We start from the raw sequence: 16861 nt of genomic DNA on the forward strand, positions 1-16861 counted from the left end.
AGCGGAAATTTCCTTTGGCCACTTTTACAGGATGCAGAAAAACTTTGCAGAATTCTCTTTACTGGTGTTGTTGCTCTTTTTAACCTTCTTTAGTTCATACATGCGTTGATCAGCCACTTCTATGGCTTTTTCAGGATCCCGGGAATCATCCCATACACTTACCCCGAAAGAGAAAGAGACTCCTGGCAAGGCTTTTCTTATGCGCTCCAAAGCTTTTATGGCCCCTTCTTCTCTTTCTCCGGGGAAGGCAAGGAGAAGCTCATCCCCGCCAAAGCGGACAGCTACATCTGCCTTTCTGATGTTTTGGAGAATGACAGAAGCAACTTCTTTGAGAAGCTCATCACCAGCACGATGTCCCTTTTCATCATTTGTTTTCTTCATGTCATCTATGTCCAGCATGGCAAAGGCAATGCTTCCACCAATGCGTCTCTGGCGGCTTACTTCCCGAGGTAGCCACTCTTCGAAGAAATACGTCCGCAAGTAAAGTCCTGTTAGGTAATCCCGGGTGGAAAAGTATTTAAGATGACGCACAATCATTCCAACGCCCAAAAGAAAAAGGAAAAGCCCTGCAAACAAAAGAAGTGCTGGCACAGGGGGAGCAATCAGAATTCCAGAGGAAGCAAGAGCAAGCCCTGCATAAAAGGTAAAATACCAAACCTTCCTCTGAATAAGGAATTTCGTTGTAAGGTAGCTGTGAACGGCGACTACAAAAAGAACTGCTAAGAGCCCTGCTCGCCACACAGTTGCCCCCATTCTTCCTGCCCTCCTTAACCTTGTGTCCAGCTGTAAGCTGGGCTCTACAAAGTTACGTTTTGGGAAATAATACCAGAAAAATTGAAATTCAGGAAAGTTAAATTTTTAAAATAAAAATCTGGCATGTAAATCTGCTTTTTGAGAAAGTACGAATGAAACCGAAAAGAATAACTCTCTCCAGGTCTTGGGTTTTTAACGAGCTCAAGCACTCTTTTTGCCCTAAGACTCCCTTTTTATGAGCACCACCTTTGGGGGTTGAGAAAAAGGGGAAACAGGAGAACACTGAAGCCTCGCAAAAACCACTTTCTAAATAAAAATGGCGCCCCCAAGCGGATTTGAACCGCTGCCGCCGCCTTGAAAGGGCGGTGTCCTAACCGGGCTAGACGATGGGGGCGCTTCTTCCTTTAATTCCTACCCTGAATCTGCCCTGCGAACGAGCCCTATTTTATAAGATAGGGCACCAGTAATGCAAGAGTTTTTCCAAAAAAATTTTGGCTATCGGCTATTCCTTCACAATAGCGCTGGTGGGGCAGGAATCGATAGCCTCATCCACACAGGGAGCGTTTTCATCTGCTCCGGGCTTGACCACGCTCTTTCCCTCTGCGTTCATCTCAAAAACGTCCGGACACACATTAACACAGAGTTCGCAACCAATGCATTCATCAGCAATCACTTTTAAGGCCATTACATATCTCCTCCCTTGTTTTTAGGAAATTAAACCAGGAGAAATTATAACATAAATTTCTGGTGTCAAACTCCTCCCAGATATTTTCTTTTCGCCATATCAAGGCCAGGAGCAGTTTTGAAAAAGCTCTCGATAAAGGAACGCAACTTATCCCCTTCCAATTTTTCTTCTTCAAGGTTGACCAGCATATCCGCTTCGATAAGCACCTGAAAGTCTATCTCATCAACCCTGTCAAAGTTGTGATGGTTGCCCACCAGATAGAGTACCCGCTCCACTACTCGGGGTTGCTCACCAATCTCTTCAAGAATTTTGCGGGCAATCGGCGGCCCGGTAATATGCTGGAACTTTCCCTCCCGACTGCCAAATTTCTTTTCGGCTTCCACAATCCCTGCATCGTGGAGCAGGGCAGCAAGGTGAACTGTTCTCTGGGTCACAGCGTCAAGCTTAAGCGCCTGAGCTATATCATGGGCAAAATCGAAAACCTGCCGGGTATGCTCAAGCATGGAGGGATCCTCCCGAAAAACCTCTTCAAGTCGCTGCCACACTTCTTGATACAAAACACATCAACCCCTTTTCTCGAGGTCCCGGAGTTCTTCTTCGCTGAATCCCAGATAATGCCCTATCTCGTGGAGCACCACTTCTCTGAGCTTTTCATAAAAAGCTTCCCGGGTGGGAGCGACTCGTAGAATATTGCCTGTAAAAAGCACAATTCGGTCCGGCATAACAAAACTATATCCCCTACCCCGCCGGGGTAGGGGCACTCCCTGATAAAGACCCAGCAAAAAGGGAGAACGTCCATCAAGTCGTGAGGGCCTCTCCTCGACCACGAACTCCACATTCTCCAGTCGGGACCTGATAAGCGGTGGAAGAGAAAACAGTACTACTTTTACCATCTCTTCCACGTCTTTTTTCTCCATGCTTTAAATTTTAAACCAGAAAAGAGACTCCCTCAAGTATGCTTGAACTTCAAAACGCCTTTTTCTTTGCGAACTCTCCTCAATATTTCCGCATACTCTTTTTCGTAGACCACACAACCGGTATTTTCCTGCCTAATTAAAAGTTCCATGCAGGTGTCGCATAGCGTGCACCAGCGGATGGTGTCTTCTTTACCCTCCATCATCTTGCGGGGGAGATAGGGGTCAGCCAAGGACTGGCGGCCTATGGCTATCATATCGGTAACTCCATCCTGGATGTTTTTGTTACCCCAGTAGCGGAGACTCGCCTTTTCTTTTTCCAGGGCTGACAGGTAGTTGTTGCCGTCTCTGAACAGAGAATATGCCGAACCTATAATCACAGCTTTTTTGGCTACTCTTTTGGCTTCCTGCTGGAAATAGTGATGCAAGTAGACATAGTCAGGGATTCGCTTGTCCGGATGAGCCAGGGCAATGGTCAGCGAGGGATTGCCTGCCGAAACCATTATGAAATCTGCGCCTCTCTCTTCAAGCCCTCGGATGAGGTCCAGAGGCTCGGTAAGGTCCATGATTGCAGTATCCGGACCTTTTGAACCCTGGCCTCCTGGTATGCCTTCCCACATAGAGATTTTAGAGCCCACCAGAAAGTTGGGGTCGTTTATCTCTTTTTGAATACGCTCGTAAATTTCAAAAGCAAAACGCCTCCGATTTTCCCAGGAGCCACCGTATTTCCAGTTGCGGTCGTTATAAGGCCGCAAAACCTGAGAACCCAGGTAGCCGTGGCACAGTTTAACATCCACACCATCAGCTCCACAGTTGTGAGCTATCTTGGCTGCCAGCACAAACTGGTCAATAATCCTGTCCACATCTTCCTCAGCAAGCAGCTCCCCTCCAAGACCTGGTAGAGGCTTAACGCAGACCCGTTTTGAGAAATCGGGGTTGCTGAGCTCACCTGAGTGGGTCAGCTGCCAGACAAAAAGAGTTTTCTCGTTGATGCTCTTCATTTCTCTCACAAAGGCGGTGAGAGCTTTTTCGTTGTGGGGTTCGATGGACAACTGGTGTAGGCGAGCACGCGACTCATAGGAAACGGTTATCGCTTCCAGGAATACCACTCCAGCACCACCCTCAAAAAGCCTTGAGTAGCGGCGGTAGGTTTTTTCCGTTGGATTGCCGTTTTCATCCGCATCGTTGCATTCCATGGCGTTAATCACGAAGCGGTTCTGGGCCATCCGAGCACCAATCTGGATGGGGGTAAACAAAACTTCCTGAGACATTTCTCATACCTCCTTGAAAAGCAGAGCTTTCACAAAAGATACCCTTGTGCAAGCGCAAAATAAACCCAGTGGATTACCAGCAAAATACCTGTTTTATACCAGTAAAAAAGGCATTCACTGCATGATGTTCCGGAGATAGGTGGTCAAATTGACCTGAGAACGAGCAATGCCCAGTTTCCTGCGCAGATTTTGCCGGTGAAATTGCACCGCCTTCCTCGAAATGGAGAGCGTTTCAGCTATTTCCTTGCTGCTTTTCCCCTCTTTGATAAGCATGGCTACCTCAAGTTCTCGAGGGGTTAAGGAAGACAGCTCCTGGTAAGCTGACGGAAGAGAGCTGGAACAGAGACTTTGAAACCAGAAAGAGAGAAAAGAAAAATAGCGTGCTTCTGGAAGGTCTTTTATCAGGGTTTCCAGTTCTTTCAAATTTGGCAAAATAAAGTTTTTCACCTGGTCTTCGCAAAAACTCCTCTTTCTTCTTTCTTCTTCAAGAAGATTACGAAGCAGTTCGTTTTGGTGTTCCAGGAGAGCAACTCGCTTGCGCAGAAACTGCACTTCCTCTTCGAGCTCTCGGACCGGGATGAGGTTTTTGACGTATTCGAGTATACCCACCACTTCACGGTTTTCGTCAAAAAGAGGAAAGGCGTAAATCCTCTGAGCCTGCTCCTTGCGAAAGTTGAACCCATCATAGGAGACCACTTCAGTAACCACTTTTTTCTCCCTGATAGCTCTTAGGGAAGGGCAATTGGGACAGGGTTTTTTTCTACCGTGAAAAACCCAGAAGCATTTTTTACCCTGGGCAGGCATTTTATGCTTGTACCACTTCTGCATGGTGAAATTGAGGTCAACAATCCGAAGCTCACTGTCGAGCAAGCTCACTCCATCCGGGACGCTGTTCAGAACCACTCGAAAGATGAAATTACCAACGATATCCCTGAAGAAGTTATCATAACTAAAGGCGCTACTTCCCACCCTAAAAGTTCCTCAGCCAGAACTGCCTGGTTTTTTTCGATTATAGCACACCGCAAAAGACCAGGACGTCCAGCAAAAAGATTGGAAAACCTGCTTGCAAATAACGCTTGACGCTCCCTAAAGAAAAAATTATAATTGGGGAGGCTTGAAGTGGCCCCATCGAATAGTGGTTAGTTCAGCGGGCTCTCAATCCGCAGGCCGGGGTTCGATTCCCCGTGGGGCCACCATAAGGGTTTTTACCTTCCTCAGAAAAAACCTGAACCCCATGCAGGAGTTCCTTTAAGAAGTTACAGCAAGCCTAACGATGGAATCTTTTAATTCCTCCAGGGACTGCCCCTTGGTAATATAAGCACTGGCCCCTGCCATTTGGGCATTGCTTTTGCATTCCTCTTCATCGCATATAGAAAGGACAATCACCTTCAAGTCTTTGAAACGTCTGCGTAACATTCGGGTTAAGGCTACTCCACTACTTTTCGGCAAGAACAGGTCCATTATGACCAGATCAGGTTGGGAGCGCTCTATTGCATCAACCAGCCCCTTTCCGTCGAGCGAGTACCCGGCCACCTCAACTCCCTCAACGCTTTCCAAAAAAAAGATCAATCCTTGCAAAAAAAGTTGGTTATCCTCAACGATAAATATCCGGATTGGTCGTCCTGCAGAATGCCCAAACCCCATGTTTCTCCCCCCCAAGAATAAAACGAGGATAACAGATAGACCTTGCTGGAAAAAGGGTTGAAAGTCATAATACCGGGGATAGAAAGTCATAATTTTCTATTTAAAAAAAACAGGATGGTATAATAACTTTGAAAAAGGAGGGGGTTGAGAAGTATCCTTGGGAAAGAGAAAAATATTTTAAGACACCTCCTTGAAAGCTCGATAAAAGTCCTTGATTGTTCTTCGGGAACCATAGCCTTTTTTGATGTTCCCAGAAGTAGGTTTGTGGTCCTGGCCACACTGAGCATGGCTCCAGAGCGCTTGAAGAAGCCCTACCTGAGCACCAAACGGGGCATTGTCGCCTATGTTTTGCGTACCAGACAACCTCTCATCATCGACGAAGAACACAGTCCTCTCTTCTCAAGCTGGAAAAGCAGACAGAGAGAGCGCTGTTCTATTTGTGTTCCGCTTCTTGATGAAAAGGGGAACATCACAGGTATCCTGACTCTCAACAAACCCCAGGGGGTCTTTCCTCCCGATACTCTTTCTTTCATAAACCTCCTTGCCCAGGAAATAGCCATAATACTTCAGCAAATGTGGCTCAAGAAAGAGAGAGAGAGGGTCCTCAAAAGGCTAAACTTTGCTCTGGACACCCTTGCTAAAATTTCACCATTGATGGATAGAACAATTTACATCGAAAACCTGATTTCCGTGGGCCAAAAGCTGGTCGACGCCACCTTGAGCGTTTTTTTAGAGAGCAGCGACTTTCAGAAAGTGGAGTTTCACATATATCCTAAAGCCGAGCTTTCAGGAAACCCTGATATTCAAAAAATCACTGAACTGCTTTCCAGAAGCTTCAAAAAAAACTTTCTGTTCAAGCAGTACGGCGTTATTACTCTTACCAGAAAAGAAAAAGCCTTTCTCACTGAATACCTGCCCGAGCGCCTTTCCAAAAAATTAAAGTTTCTCGTCTTTTACCGACCCCACCACCTGGGCAAACCCTTCGGATACTTTTTTGCATTCTGTCCCTTTCCCCCTTCTTTGCTTGCCCAGACAGCCTTTCGCTCAGTCATGGACCTCTGGGCAGCGCTGTTTGGTAACCTGCTTCTTTTTCAGCAGAACCTGGCCCTGGCCAGAAAGCAGGAACGCCTTGCTCTGGCCAGGGAACTTCATGATGGGCTCACCCAGGACATTGCTGGTCTGCAGCTACACTTCCAGCTAATCAGAGAACTGCTCAAAAAGGAAAACATAACACTATCTGAGGAGGCGCTGTCCTTGATGGAAAGGACCGAACGGGGTCTTTCTGCTTCTTTAGAAAGGTCCCGCGATATCCTGAAAAATCTGAGAGAAGCCACCATCTCTAACCTGCCGCTTGGAGAAGAAATCCAGCAAGCCCTGATAGAGACCTTTATCTTTTCCAAAGTTAAAACTAAGGTCAAAGCAAATGTAAAAACCCAGGAGATAACTCCCCGGCTCCGGGAAGCAGTAATGGCCCTTATACGAGAGGCCGCTCGCAACGTAGAAAAACACGCTCAAGCCACCGAAGTGAAGGTAAAAGTTGGATTGTGGAAAGGCTGTCTTTACGTCATTTTTAAGGACAACGGAGGGGGGTTCAACGCATCCCGAATGATTGCGGAAGGAACAGGGCAGGGATACGGCTTGAAAGGAATTCAGGGGACCATAGCTCTCCTCCAGGGGTCGTTTCGGGTCTCCTCGAAAGAAAATAGAGGAACTACCCTGAAGGCGGTGATTCCCAAAAGTGGTTAAAAAAATGGAGGACACTAAAATAGCCATTGTGGATGACCACGCCCTTTTTGCTGACGGCTTGAAGGCTCTCCTGGAAAGCAAAACCAAAATCGGCCGCTGCTCTATTTTCACAAACAGCAAAGAAGCCATTCAGAAAATACCCCTCGAAAAACCGGACATCGTACTTATGGATATTCATCTTTCTGATGCTAACGGCATACAGCTTGCCGAAGAGCTCAAAGCCCGCCTTCCGGACCTCAAGATACTGATTCTCACCATGGACGCGTCCAGAGAGCTTCTCATCCAGGCCGTCTCAGCAGGAGTGAACGGTTACCTCCTGAAAACTGCACCCTTCTCCAAAATCACCAGTTGCATCAAAGCAGCTCTGCAGGGGGACATGGTCTTTGCGGAAGAAGTCTCGGGAATGTTGCTCGAAGAGTTCAGAAAAAACCTCCCCACCCCAAAAAAACCCTCTCCCTTGCTCGATGAGCTCAGCAAGAGGGAAAAAGAAATCCTCACCCTGGTTGCCCAAGGGAAAGACAACCAGACCATAGCCAAGGAGCTTTTCATCAGTGAAAAGACGGTTAAAAACTACATAAGCAACATTCTTTCCAAGCTGGGCATTGAAAACAGGATGAAGCTAATAGTCTTTGCCCTGGAAGCAGGAATTCTGGAGTCTGATGAGACCACCAAGCAGGATATCTGATATACTATTAAAAACCCAAGGAGGGAAGAACCATGAAAAAATATCTCTGGTTAGCAGTGTTCGTTGCGTCGCTTGCCCTTTTTGCAGGGTGCTCGGTGACCACCGTTTCTTAGGAAACAGCTCTGGTTTTGCGTATGGAAATCGAGCAGTTTTTTGATAACTATGAGCAGGCATTGCTCTCCAACAACCTGGACCAGATAATCACCTTTTACACTGTACCCTACACCGCTGCAGACTACGTCTCTGGCTCCAAAATTACTCTGAGTAGCTGGGAAGACCTGAGAACCTATCTCAACACCTACCTGGGACTTGAAGAAAGCGAAATAGTTGAAGACTCTTTCGAACTCACGGACGTGACCTTTTCCAGCGAAACAAGGGCCATTGTCCTTGCTGAAGAACACTGGGTGCAAACCGCAGATGGAGAAGCTTGGGAAGCCACCGATAGCCTGCGCATTACTTTAATAAAAATCAGCGGAAACTGGAAATTTCAAAAGATAGAGCTTCTGGGCTGGAGAGGGAAGAGGGGATAATATCCCCCTCTTTCTTCTTTTTTCCTTACTCCTCTTTCCAACCGTCCCATTTTTTTCATTCTTTTTTGTGACTTCTGACCCTTCCTGCCCAATTTATCCCATACGAAAATGAAAGTATCAAATTTCTGGAAGGAGGAGTAAGGATGTATCGTGTATTTCTGGTATTACTGGTAAGTGTAGCTCTGGTTTTGGGATTAGGCGTGGCATTTGCCTTCGGTGGGCTGGATCTCGACCTTGAAGACATAGCAGTTGTGGTGGTTGACAATGGCTCCACTTACACTGGCCCCAGCGAAACTGAAACTGAAAATGAAACTATCACCCAGAACTCGACTGTCAACATAACTGGTCCTTCAACCTGCCAAAACACTTTCATCTGGGGAGTCAGCCAGGATAGCCTTATCTACCAGTTTGCAGCTCAGGGAACTGGAGACCAAAGCGCAACCTCAGGAAACATTCCTGGTAGTGGAGGAGGAGTAGGAGCCATTTCCGGAGCCCTGGCAATGGGTGGAATTAACGGCAACCTGGCAGCGAACTTCCAGAATCAAATCGTTGCAGCACCTCAAAACAATAACGCCAACATGTTCACCGTAGTAGAAGTAGAACTTGAGAAAACTGAAATCGAACTTGAAGACATAAGCTTAAAAGACGTAAGAGGCAGAATAGGGCGCGTATTTTGATTAGACAAATACAAGTTATAGCTCATCACCAACTCAATTAAGTAAGAGAAGGGGTGGCTCAAAGCCACCCCTTCCAACCAAAAGGAGGGCAATCGAATGAAAAAAATAAAAAGGTTTACCTTGTGGGTAGGGATATTCAGTATTTTAACGCTGTTCCTTCTTTCCGGCCTGGCCAGTGCCTCAGTTTGCAGGCTGGAGCGAGGAAATCCTGTATCTTCATTTGGTGCGGTAAGCCCGAATAAATCCTCATCGATTTTTAAAAGAACAGATGGAGCTAATCAATATTTCATACCTGCACCAGAAATTGAAGCCTCTTTCGCTGAAGTCCAAAATAATGTTTCAACCAATACCAACGGAAACAGTTCTCCTCCCACCATTAACCTGAATCTTTACATAAACCCCATGTATATAAACATTGAAGGAGACGACATTTTTCAAGCAAACGGTTTTAGTGCAGAAGAAATCGCTGAAATAACTCAGGACGGAGAGCTCAACATTGCTACCATAGTGCAGAACATCGTGCAGGTAGGAGTCAACATGAATGTTTCGCCACAAATCAACGTCATCCTGGTCGGTGAACAGGTTGTAGCTCCCGACGTGGTTGTGAATACTCCAGACATCACCGTGGAACTGCCGCCTGAAAGCGGAGAAAATGGTGGAGGGGCATAGCTTAAGAGGAGTCCAAGATATGAAAAATAAACTGTTGACAGGTTTTATATTGCTGGTTCTGGTTTTCGCGGGATTTGCTGCTGGCTGTAACCAGGCCACGGTTGGGAGAGAAAGCCTTTCCTTTAACGATGAGCTTCCCGAAGGAGTGGTAATAACTTCTTTAGGAAGTGGCATATCCTGTGAAAGTGTTACCGTGGTAACCTGCGTAAACGGTGACTGTGAAACCTATCACCATCACGAGTGTGTGGAAATCAATTGAAAGAAGGTGTTTATATGTCCATAAAAAAATGGGTCCTACCGCTTTCTGTAATCTTTGCCATGGTCCTGATTTTTCTGGGAGGTTGTCTTGGAACGAGCTTCAGAGTCGCGGTGGTAGTCAGAGGTGTGGTTGCTAACCCCGAAGGAGATACCCTCTGCTACATTGACTTTGAAGAAAATCCCCAAATCAGCGAAGGAGTACCTCTCTCCAATGCAGACCTCCTTATCATCGGAGATGAGGGAACACGCATCACGACTGAAACTGACGAAAAGGGAGAATATCAGTTCACAGGCAAAGCTGGCGAAGCGTACATAATTTACGCCTATAAAGGCAATATAATCGTTAAAAAGGGTATCACTACGCTTACTCCCAATTCCCAAGAAGCTGGTGAAGCCAATTACTACACTACCTCTCAGGTAATCATCTACGAAGTTGCGGAACGGCTTTACCCGGGAGCTGTGGAAATTGCTGACATACCTTTTCTTGAGCCAACCGACGAAATAGTCCAGGCAGTGAAAAATGTTCTGGCTAATTGCGAAGACGCCCAGGGTGATCCTCAGGTAATAGCCCTGGTAGAAACCCTGGTAAACAACCTCTTCGGTGAACCAGGAACACCAGGAATACCGCCTGTGGTTACCAACGGCGGAAACCAAGGAGAAAATGGAGGTAATGGGGAAACACCAGGAAATGGTGGGGAAGAACCACCACCTGAACCACCCGAGGTCCCAGAGGTACCATCACCACCGTCTCCGCCATCACCACCTGTGCCTTCATTCCCAGACTGTCCAACCTGTGGTTAAGCCAGTAGCACCCGGGGGAATACAAGTGAAAACCGGTCACAGAGTTTCAAAAAACCTCACGGACCGGGCTTAAAGAAGTCTCGGTCCGTGAGGTTTTTCCGCTAAAAGCATTGGCTCCCTCTGCAAAAAAGACCCAAAAAAGCTATAATTTAAAAGAAAGTCTCAATTTCATCGCCCAAGGGGGCATGCAAAATGGCTTTCAAGGCTCTTTTTCTCTCCTACGCTCCCGATGCGGATCCCGAAAAGCACCGCTCCTTTATAGATACCGGCAAATATCAGCTCTGGTCAGTTGTCGTGAAAAACCGGGAAGAAGCGCTGAAAATCGCCCGCGAACTTTACGAAAAAGCATCTATCGAGGTTATTACTCTTTGCCCGGGATTCACCCACAGGGAGGTAGCAGAAATTTTTGAAGCTCTGGAAGGCAAAGTATCAGTGAGCGTTGCCAGAGGAGACGGACCAAGTAACCAGATTGCTCAGGCTGCGCTGCAAAGGGAATATTTTGGAAAACAAAGCTAAAACCTGGTGCGCCCGAGAGGATTTGAACCTCCAACCTTCGGCTCCGGAGGCCGACGCTCTATCCTGTTGAGCTACGGGCGCATTTTCATTAATATTGTAACCAGATAAAATGAGAAGTCAACAAGGAGGTACACCCCTTGAACACTCTTGGCAAGGTAGTGCTGTATCTTGGTATTTATGCTCTGCTCCATTTTCTCTACGAAGCAACTGGCATTGCACTTTTCAAGCCCATCTCAGGCGTGGATGAGTCGGTATTTGAACACCTTAAAATTGGGTTTTTCTCGTATCTTTTTGCAAGTGTTGTCGAATACTTCTTAATAAGAAGAAAAAATATACCTTCAAACTTCTGGACTTCGCGGATGTTCGCTACCCTCTTTGTACCCTGGTCCATAGTGATTATCTGGTATCTTGCACCGGCCCTGGTTGGCAAGCTCGGCTTGCAGGCAGAACTCACCTGGGCACTGACGGTAACTTTTTTATCCGGGGTAATCGCTAAGCAGGTAGAAAAAGCACTCGAAGAAAAGGAACTTTCCGCAGGTTTCAGTCTTTCCGTTTTGGTTCTGTTTGCCATTGCTCTGGTTTTCTTCTTTGCATTCACCTACCAGAAACCCTGGATAGACCTCTTCGTCGACCCCCTCACCCTTGGCAGTCACTGAGCGCTTCCAAACCAAACGTCTATAATCTCCAGAGCCCTCTGACGCACCTGGGCCGAGTGCAGGGGATTGGCACAGCGGGAAATTTCCCCTTCAACCAGGCCAACCAGGTCTTCGGGAACCAAGAAATTGGGAATGTCTCTTATAAATACCGCTTCTGGATAAAGTTCTTTTACTACCTCGTAAATCGCGACTTGGGCGGTAGTATAGGCATTGAGCTCCACGAAGTTTTGAGTCGCCCCACTTAAGACAGGGTAGAGGGGAGCCGCAAGCACTACTTCACCCTTTTCAGCGTAAATCAAAGCTGCCTCTCCAGAAAAATCTTCAAGCTGAAACTCTCCCCTGGCATCTGCTTCCAACAAGTAGACCTGACCATACTCATTTTCAATATGCACTTTTGCAAAAGCTGGCCCCCCGCATTCTGCAGGTAAATCTATTCGGCCGCACAAAAGGCAAGAATTCACCCGAGGTCCTCCAACAACGGCACCACCGAAGCAACCCCCCACCAGAAAAATCCCTGCTATCAGGATTGGTAAAATGTGCAGTTTTAGCATCGTCTTTTCTCCGTTAATCTCAGCATTTCCCACATGCTAAAACAAAGTAATCGTGCTGACCATAGGAAAAATTTCCTATTTTAAACATTTTCTCATCCTCAAGAACTGAAAAAGCGCACTACCCAGCTTAACCGGAGGCAATGCACCTTCAAGGGAATAACCGAGCCGTCTGTAAAAAGCAAAAGCACCAGTATTTTCTCCTTCAACGTCCAGAACCAGGTAATCCGCTCCAACCCCTTTAGCCCTTCTCTCCAGTTCGCCAAGGAGCATGCTTCCCAACCCCCGCCTCTGAAACTCAGGATACACAGCCAGGTTGCTGAGATAAAATTCACCCCGGCCTATCTCACCCAGAGGAGAAATGTGCAGGAGAAATGGAATCCGCTTTCGTTCTCCAAAAAGCAAAAGGCGGCCAGCTATTAAAAGACCAGTGAGCAACCGTTCTTTGCGCTTTTCGGCAAAGGAACACCCGAGCGCCATTCCTGCTATTCTGCCCTCTTTTTCGATGAAAAGAGCGTGTTTATGACTAAAAAGGTTTTTTCTCTGCACAAAACAGTGCTGGGCAATTGCAAACCGCAAAGGACCCCAGAGCGCTTCAAAGAAAGAAGGAGCAGAGAGAACCAGTAGCTCTGAGAAACGAACGCTCATTTCCAAATTGGGCCGAGCAGAGATAATCTTTGTCAAACCCAGTAACCCTCGTCTTTAAAAATCCAGTTCGTCGGAAAGCTCTTCTTCACCAATTATTTTACACATAAAAAGAAAAGAAGTAGTTTAAACTGCCTCTTTTCTTAAAGCCAAAATGGGCTCTGCGTCAACAAATCTTTCTTCCATTACTTGTCGCGCCCATGCCCGTTACCATTACCCCAGCCGTTGTTCTGGCCGTTGTTGCCAGAACCCGGGCCGCTACCATTTAAGTTGCCGTTGCCGTTTCCTGGATTGGGACAGTTGCCATTGCCGTTTCCTGGGCCGCACCATTCTTCGTTATCATCGTCGTCGTTATCGCCTCCACCATTTGAACCATCGTCACCATTACTCCCATTCCCATCGTTGTCTTCATCCTGAGAGCCATAATAGTAGTTGTTGGTAATATTGGTGGAATAGTCATAGTAATTGTATGTGTCGCCTCCGCTACTTCCGTTATCCGTAGTGCCTCCGTTACCGTCTTCACCGCCGTTATCGCCATTTCCTTCATTACCAGTGCTGCCTTCGTCATCAGTGCCGTCCCCAGTTACCACCACTCCACCACCCGGTGCTCCTCCACCTGGGGCACCAAAGAGGTTGCGCACAATTGCTGAGGCAAGTTGGGCAACGGTTGCATCCTGCTGGGCATCACGACATGCTTTGAGAGCATTCTCTACTGCTTCTATGAGCTCTGGGGTGGGAACAAATGCTGGTATGTCACTGCACTGTACCTGGTCTGGGTAGAGCTGTTTGGCAACTTCATAGATGATCACTTGAGCAGTGGTGTAGGCATTGGCTTCACCAGCATTGTAGTTACTTCCCTCAGGAATGATTCCCTGCTTCACCCACATGTTTTCTTTCACTTTGGCATAGAGGATGTAGCAGGAATCCTGAGCACCAGATACCTCATACTCACCACACTGGTTGGTGTAGGTGACCAGGTTGTTGCCGTTTTCTCCCATGAGACTTACCTTGACCTCTGGTGCAGGCTCATTGCCTGAGGAAACCTGAGGATTAGCACAGGAAGAAACCACACAATTTGAATCAGGTACTGCCACTTTACCCTGAATACTTACTCCTCCTGGAGAACCAAACTGAGCTCCCTGTTGCAGGCAGCCAGTGAGGAAGAGGAGGAGGAGAAGGAGTAATCCTGTTAGCAGGGCCAGACTTTTAGCAAAATTGAGTTTTTTCATCGTTCAGACTCCCTTCTGAAATCTCCAACGTTAGCTCAAGTATAAGCAGTTTCCCGTATCAAGAATATGGGAGATAACTCCCATTCCCTTACCGGGCAAGTCCTATTTCGAAATTCAAAATCTCTTCACAATTTATTCAAAGTATTTTCCCAACCAACCCTTATAATAGAAGTGGTGATTTTTATGGCCAGAATACTGGTGGTTGAAGACGAACAGCAAGTTTCTGAACTGGTGACCATGTACCTCAAAAAAGAGGGCTTTGAGGTGGAACAGGCCTTTGATGGTGAAGAAGCGCTACAAAGACTGCGCCAGCACCCATTTGACCTGGTCATACTGGATATCATGCTCCCTGGGAAGGACGGGTTTGAGGTTTGCAGGGAAGTCCGGCAGTTCTCAAAAGTGCCCATCATCATGCTCACCGCAAGGGACGAGGAAATTGACCGGGTAGTGGGTCTTGAAATCGGGGCAGACGACTACATACCCAAGCCCTTCAGCCCCCGGGAAATGGTGGCCAGGGTTAAAGCCGTGCTCCGCAGGGTGAGTAACGCAGGAGAAACATCAAAACAACCAGCGAGATACCTCAGTTTTCCCGGTCTTTCCATCGACCTTGATGCCTATGAGGTAAAGGTGGGAAATATCGCTCTCGAGCTAACCCCCAAAGAGTTTGAGCTTCTCGCCTTCCTGGCTCAGAACCCCCACCGTGTCTTTAACCGGGAAGAACTGCTGGAGCGAGTGTGGGGCTACGATTTTGCCGGAGACTCCCGAACGGTTGACGCCCATATCAAAAGAATTCGCAAAAAGTTTTCCGATGCGGGGTTCCCGGCACCCATAAAAACCGTGTGGGGTGTGGGATACCGCTTTGAAATAGAAAAACCATGAAAAACTCCCTCTTCAGAAAACTGTTCCTTTCTTATCTCATAGTAGTACTTGCCTCAGTAGGCGTTTTGAGCCTGGTCACCGTGTTTTTGTTCCGCAATTACTATTTGAACCTTAAGGAGAAAGAAATCCTGCAGGAAGGAGAAAACCTCTCCAGAATAATCCTTTCTTACCTTCAGAACGGAAGACTTCCTGCCAATATACGAAGAATTCTTGAAACCCGCGCCCTCTCCCGGGATATCCGGGTGCTATTCCTCTCTGAAGAAGACCTCTCCAATCCACCGCCTTTTCCCATTCCCCAGCGCCAGCGCAGATTCTTAGAAGAAGCCCGCAGAAGGTTGATGGAAGGACAAAGAATTTTTGAAAAAGCGACCATTCCTTTTTCCGGGCAGAATTTTCTGCTTGCAGTCTTTCCTCTGAAAGAGGAAGAACGCTTTCTGGGAGCTCTGGCACTATTTTCACCCCTTGCCGATACCACCGCCACGGTCAACACCGTTTTGCGACTGACCCTGCTCTCTGGTCTTTTTGCCGTGGGGCTTTCCTTCCTTCTTGCCTTTCGCTTTTCCCGTTCTATCACCCAACCTCTCCAGATGATACGGGAAAAGGCGCGTTCCATGGCCTCGGGCAATTTTGATACGGTCATAGAACTTGAGCAGGAAGATGAAATTGCAGAACTCGCCCGGGATGTAAACTTTCTCTCCCACACCTTAGGAGAAACCCTTAAAACCTTAGAAAGAGAAAAAGCACAGATAGAAAACATCCTCAAAAACATGCAAGAAGGCGTGGTGGCCGTGGACAGAAGCGGAAGAGTACTCCTTGCCAACCCTGTTTTTTTGGAAAGCTGGAAAAACCTTTTAAAAACAAACAACATCCTGGAGTCTCCGCTACCTGAAAAAGCCAAAGAACCCTTCTTGAGAGCTATTGAGGAAGGAGAGGAAAGCTCAGGAGAGTTTTCGCTTCCCGATGGCCGCCATTTCATACTCCTTGTATCTCCGCTCAAGGGAGAAAAAAATGAGCTTTATGGTGCCGTGGGCGTATTCCAGGACGTAAGCGAACTCAAAAAGATAGAAAAAGTACGCCGGGAGTTCTTAGCCAATGTATCCCATGAGTTGCGCACTCCTTTGACTTCCATCCGGGGGTTTCTGGAAGCCATGATTGATGGGGTAATTGACGAACAAGAAAGAGAAAAATACCTTCAGATAATGCATCAGGAGACCCTGCGTTTGGGAAGGTTAGTTTCCGACGTCCTGGAGCTTGCTCGTCTGGAAAGCGGAAAGGTGGAACTGGAGCGAAAAGAAACGGACCTGGCCTCGCTCATTGCACGCTCTATTTTAAAACTCACTCCCCAGATTGAAGAAAAAGAACTGAAAGTAAGGACTCAAATTGCTCCCGGCCTCCCTTCTGTTTGGGTCGATGAAGACCGCATGGAGCAGGTAATCCTGAACCTGCTTGGAAATGCTATTTTTTTCTCCCCTCAAGGAGCAACAATCACCATAACCGCTACCCAGAAAGAGGGCTTTGTTGAGGTAGGTATTGAAGACCAGGGGCCTGGCATTCCTGAAGAGGAAATACCCTACATTTTCGAGCGCTTTTACCGGGTGGAGAAATCCCGGGCCAAAAAGCACGGAGGGTTAGGCTTGGGCCTGGCTATAGCCAAGCAAATCGTTGAGCTACACGGGGGAGAAATCGGCGTAGAGAGCGAGATTAACCGGGGAAGCAGGTTCTATTTCAGACTGCCGGAGGCTTGAAGACCAAAAC

Annotated in this window: 22 protein-coding genes and 3 tRNA genes; 13 read left to right on the forward strand and 12 right to left on the reverse strand. The window is 47.3% G+C overall.

The annotated features are described in order from the left end of the window. Window positions 1–24 precede the first annotated feature (24 nt). The 7 genes from ACKTT1_RS06305 to ACKTT1_RS06335 form a co-directional block, all read right to left on the reverse strand. On the reverse strand, window positions 25–753 hold the full coding sequence (locus ACKTT1_RS06305; protein WP_412708974.1) for a GGDEF domain-containing protein: 729 nt from the start codon (window positions 751–753) through the stop codon (window positions 25–27). Window positions 754–1070: 317 nt separating this feature from the next. Beyond that, a tRNA-Glu gene (locus tag ACKTT1_RS06310) sits at window positions 1071–1147 on the reverse strand. A 108-nt stretch (window positions 1148–1255) separates the two neighbouring features. After that, the gene (locus ACKTT1_RS06315) at window positions 1256–1438 is read right to left on the reverse strand and encodes a ferredoxin (RefSeq protein ID WP_369019134.1); all 183 of its coding nucleotides are present in this window, start codon (window positions 1436–1438) and stop codon (window positions 1256–1258) included. Window positions 1439–1503: 65 nt separating this feature from the next. Then, a complete protein-coding gene (locus ACKTT1_RS06320; RefSeq protein ID WP_412708975.1) occupies window positions 1504–1941 on the reverse strand; it encodes an HD domain-containing protein in 438 nt (145 codons plus the stop codon). Window positions 1942–2001: 60 nt separating this feature from the next. Beyond that, the gene (locus ACKTT1_RS06325; RefSeq protein ID WP_412708976.1) at window positions 2002–2355 is read right to left on the reverse strand and encodes a metallopeptidase family protein; all 354 of its coding nucleotides are present in this window, start codon (window positions 2353–2355) and stop codon (window positions 2002–2004) included. Between the two features lie 32 nt (window positions 2356–2387). Continuing rightward, window positions 2388–3623 carry a 2,4-dienoyl-CoA reductase gene (locus ACKTT1_RS06330; RefSeq protein ID WP_412708977.1) on the reverse strand — a complete coding sequence of 412 codons (1236 nt, stop codon included), beginning with the start codon at window positions 3621–3623 and terminating at the stop codon, window positions 2388–2390. Window positions 3624–3737: 114 nt separating this feature from the next. After that, a complete protein-coding gene (locus ACKTT1_RS06335) occupies window positions 3738–4526 on the reverse strand; it encodes a LuxR C-terminal-related transcriptional regulator (protein WP_412710562.1) in 789 nt (262 codons plus the stop codon). Here ACKTT1_RS06335 and ACKTT1_RS06340 point away from each other — a divergent pair. Continuing rightward, complete coding sequence (locus ACKTT1_RS06340; RefSeq protein ID WP_412710590.1) at window positions 4431–4703, forward strand: hypothetical protein; 273 nt, start codon at window positions 4431–4433, stop codon at window positions 4701–4703. The genes ACKTT1_RS06335 and ACKTT1_RS06340 overlap by 96 nt on opposite strands. 41 nt (window positions 4704–4744) lie before the next feature. Beyond that, a tRNA-Glu gene (locus ACKTT1_RS06345) sits at window positions 4745–4819 on the forward strand. A gap of 52 nt (window positions 4820–4871) precedes the next feature. Here ACKTT1_RS06345 and ACKTT1_RS06350 read toward each other — a convergent pair. Continuing rightward, on the reverse strand, window positions 4872–5267 hold the full coding sequence (locus tag ACKTT1_RS06350; RefSeq protein ID WP_412708978.1) for a response regulator transcription factor: 396 nt from the start codon (window positions 5265–5267) through the stop codon (window positions 4872–4874). Window positions 5268–5411: 144 nt separating this feature from the next. On the opposite strand from ACKTT1_RS06350, the gene ACKTT1_RS06355 reads away from it, so the two are divergent. The 8 genes from ACKTT1_RS06355 to ACKTT1_RS06390 all read left to right on the forward strand — a co-directional run bounded on the left by ACKTT1_RS06355 (window position 5412) and on the right by ACKTT1_RS06390 (window position 11149). Next, window positions 5412–7013 carry a GAF domain-containing sensor histidine kinase gene (locus tag ACKTT1_RS06355; protein WP_412708979.1) on the forward strand — a complete coding sequence of 534 codons (1602 nt, stop codon included), beginning with the start codon at window positions 5412–5414 and terminating at the stop codon, window positions 7011–7013. A 4-nt stretch (window positions 7014–7017) separates the two neighbouring features. Further along, window positions 7018–7698, forward strand: coding sequence for a response regulator (locus ACKTT1_RS06360; RefSeq protein WP_412708980.1), 681 nt, complete (start codon window positions 7018–7020; stop codon window positions 7696–7698). A 134-nt stretch (window positions 7699–7832) separates the two neighbouring features. Then, window positions 7833–8228, forward strand: coding sequence for a hypothetical protein (locus tag ACKTT1_RS06365; protein WP_412708981.1), 396 nt, complete (start codon window positions 7833–7835; stop codon window positions 8226–8228). Window positions 8229–8371: 143 nt separating this feature from the next. After that, entirely contained in the window at window positions 8372–8905 is a 534-nt protein-coding gene (locus ACKTT1_RS06370; protein ID WP_412708982.1) for a hypothetical protein, read from the forward strand. A 96-nt stretch (window positions 8906–9001) separates the two neighbouring features. Next, the gene (locus tag ACKTT1_RS06375; protein ID WP_412708983.1) at window positions 9002–9574 is read left to right on the forward strand and encodes a hypothetical protein; all 573 of its coding nucleotides are present in this window, start codon (window positions 9002–9004) and stop codon (window positions 9572–9574) included. 19 nt (window positions 9575–9593) lie between these two features. Further along, entirely contained in the window at window positions 9594–9833 is a 240-nt protein-coding gene (locus ACKTT1_RS06380; RefSeq protein WP_412708984.1) for a hypothetical protein, read from the forward strand. Window positions 9834–9847: 14 nt separating this feature from the next. After that, window positions 9848–10633, forward strand: coding sequence for a hypothetical protein (locus ACKTT1_RS06385; protein ID WP_412708985.1), 786 nt, complete (start codon window positions 9848–9850; stop codon window positions 10631–10633). A gap of 192 nt (window positions 10634–10825) precedes the next feature. Beyond that, window positions 10826–11149, forward strand: coding sequence for a DUF6506 family protein (locus ACKTT1_RS06390; RefSeq protein WP_412708986.1), 324 nt, complete (start codon window positions 10826–10828; stop codon window positions 11147–11149). A 4-nt stretch (window positions 11150–11153) separates the two neighbouring features. On the opposite strand, the gene ACKTT1_RS06395 is transcribed toward ACKTT1_RS06390, so the two are convergent. After that, window positions 11154–11230 (reverse strand) — tRNA-Arg (locus tag ACKTT1_RS06395). A 56-nt stretch (window positions 11231–11286) separates the two neighbouring features. Here ACKTT1_RS06395 and ACKTT1_RS06400 point away from each other — a divergent pair. Continuing rightward, window positions 11287–11805: a DUF6512 family protein gene (locus ACKTT1_RS06400; protein WP_412708987.1), complete on the forward strand. Its 519-nt coding sequence runs from the start codon at window positions 11287–11289 to the stop codon at window positions 11803–11805. Here ACKTT1_RS06400 and ACKTT1_RS06405 read toward each other — a convergent pair. From ACKTT1_RS06405 to ACKTT1_RS06415, 3 genes are all read right to left on the reverse strand, one after another. After that, window positions 11799–12356, reverse strand: coding sequence for a hypothetical protein (locus ACKTT1_RS06405; protein WP_412708988.1), 558 nt, complete (start codon window positions 12354–12356; stop codon window positions 11799–11801). The two genes, ACKTT1_RS06400 and ACKTT1_RS06405, sit on opposite strands and share 7 nt — an antisense overlap. A 75-nt stretch (window positions 12357–12431) precedes the next feature. Continuing rightward, complete coding sequence (locus ACKTT1_RS06410; RefSeq protein ID WP_412708989.1) at window positions 12432–13037, reverse strand: GNAT family N-acetyltransferase; 606 nt, start codon at window positions 13035–13037, stop codon at window positions 12432–12434. 146 nt (window positions 13038–13183) lie between these two features. Then, window positions 13184–14227, reverse strand: a complete 1044-nt coding sequence (locus tag ACKTT1_RS06415) for a hypothetical protein (RefSeq protein ID WP_412708990.1) — start codon at window positions 14225–14227, stop codon at window positions 13184–13186. A 183-nt stretch (window positions 14228–14410) separates the two neighbouring features. Here ACKTT1_RS06415 and ACKTT1_RS06420 point away from each other — a divergent pair, with 183 nt between their 5' ends. Then, window positions 14411–15106: a response regulator transcription factor gene (locus ACKTT1_RS06420; protein ID WP_412708991.1), complete on the forward strand. Its 696-nt coding sequence runs from the start codon at window positions 14411–14413 to the stop codon at window positions 15104–15106. Further along, complete coding sequence (locus tag ACKTT1_RS06425) at window positions 15103–16851, forward strand: ATP-binding protein (RefSeq protein WP_412708992.1); 1749 nt, start codon at window positions 15103–15105, stop codon at window positions 16849–16851. The genes ACKTT1_RS06420 and ACKTT1_RS06425 overlap by 4 nt, the downstream gene beginning before the upstream one ends. The last annotated feature ends 10 nt before the right edge of the window (window positions 16852–16861 follow it).

Origin of the sequence: Atrimonas thermophila (assembly GCF_045864955.1) — a bacterium.
Classification (GTDB): domain Bacteria; phylum Atribacterota; class Atribacteria; order Atribacterales; family Thermatribacteraceae; genus Thermatribacter; species Thermatribacter velox.

Bases quoted from the DNA above. Each gene is read 5' to 3' on its own strand.
- ACKTT1_RS06305 (WP_412708974.1), bottom strand. From the start codon at position 753: ATGGGGGCAACTGTGTGGCGAGCAGGGCTCTTAGCAGTTCTTTTTGTA.
- ACKTT1_RS06315 (WP_369019134.1), bottom strand. From the start codon at position 1,438: ATGGCCTTAAAAGTGATTGCTGATGAATGCATTGGTTGCGAACTCTGT.
- ACKTT1_RS06320 (WP_412708975.1), bottom strand. From the start codon at position 1,941: ATGCTTGAGCATACCCGGCAGGTTTTCGATTTTGCCCATGATATAGCT.
- ACKTT1_RS06325 (WP_412708976.1), bottom strand. From the start codon at position 2,355: ATGGAGAAAAAAGACGTGGAAGAGATGGTAAAAGTAGTACTGTTTTCT.
- ACKTT1_RS06330 (WP_412708977.1), bottom strand. From the start codon at position 3,623: ATGTCTCAGGAAGTTTTGTTTACCCCCATCCAGATTGGTGCTCGGATG.
- ACKTT1_RS06340 (WP_412710590.1), top strand. From the start codon at position 4,431: ATGCTTGTACCACTTCTGCATGGTGAAATTGAGGTCAACAATCCGAAG.
- ACKTT1_RS06350 (WP_412708978.1), bottom strand. From the start codon at position 5,267: ATGGGGTTTGGGCATTCTGCAGGACGACCAATCCGGATATTTATCGTT.
- ACKTT1_RS06360 (WP_412708980.1), top strand. From the start codon at position 7,018: ATGGAGGACACTAAAATAGCCATTGTGGATGACCACGCCCTTTTTGCT.
- ACKTT1_RS06365 (WP_412708981.1), top strand. From the start codon at position 7,833: ATGGAAATCGAGCAGTTTTTTGATAACTATGAGCAGGCATTGCTCTCC.
- ACKTT1_RS06370 (WP_412708982.1), top strand. From the start codon at position 8,372: ATGTATCGTGTATTTCTGGTATTACTGGTAAGTGTAGCTCTGGTTTTG.
- ACKTT1_RS06375 (WP_412708983.1), top strand. From the start codon at position 9,002: ATGAAAAAAATAAAAAGGTTTACCTTGTGGGTAGGGATATTCAGTATT.
- ACKTT1_RS06380 (WP_412708984.1), top strand. From the start codon at position 9,594: ATGAAAAATAAACTGTTGACAGGTTTTATATTGCTGGTTCTGGTTTTC.
- ACKTT1_RS06385 (WP_412708985.1), top strand. From the start codon at position 9,848: ATGTCCATAAAAAAATGGGTCCTACCGCTTTCTGTAATCTTTGCCATG.
- ACKTT1_RS06390 (WP_412708986.1), top strand. From the start codon at position 10,826: ATGGCTTTCAAGGCTCTTTTTCTCTCCTACGCTCCCGATGCGGATCCC.
- ACKTT1_RS06405 (WP_412708988.1), bottom strand. From the start codon at position 12,356: ATGCTAAAACTGCACATTTTACCAATCCTGATAGCAGGGATTTTTCTG.
- ACKTT1_RS06415 (WP_412708990.1), bottom strand. From the start codon at position 14,227: ATGAAAAAACTCAATTTTGCTAAAAGTCTGGCCCTGCTAACAGGATTA.
- ACKTT1_RS06420 (WP_412708991.1), top strand. From the start codon at position 14,411: ATGGCCAGAATACTGGTGGTTGAAGACGAACAGCAAGTTTCTGAACTG.
- ACKTT1_RS06425 (WP_412708992.1), top strand. From the start codon at position 15,103: ATGAAAAACTCCCTCTTCAGAAAACTGTTCCTTTCTTATCTCATAGTA.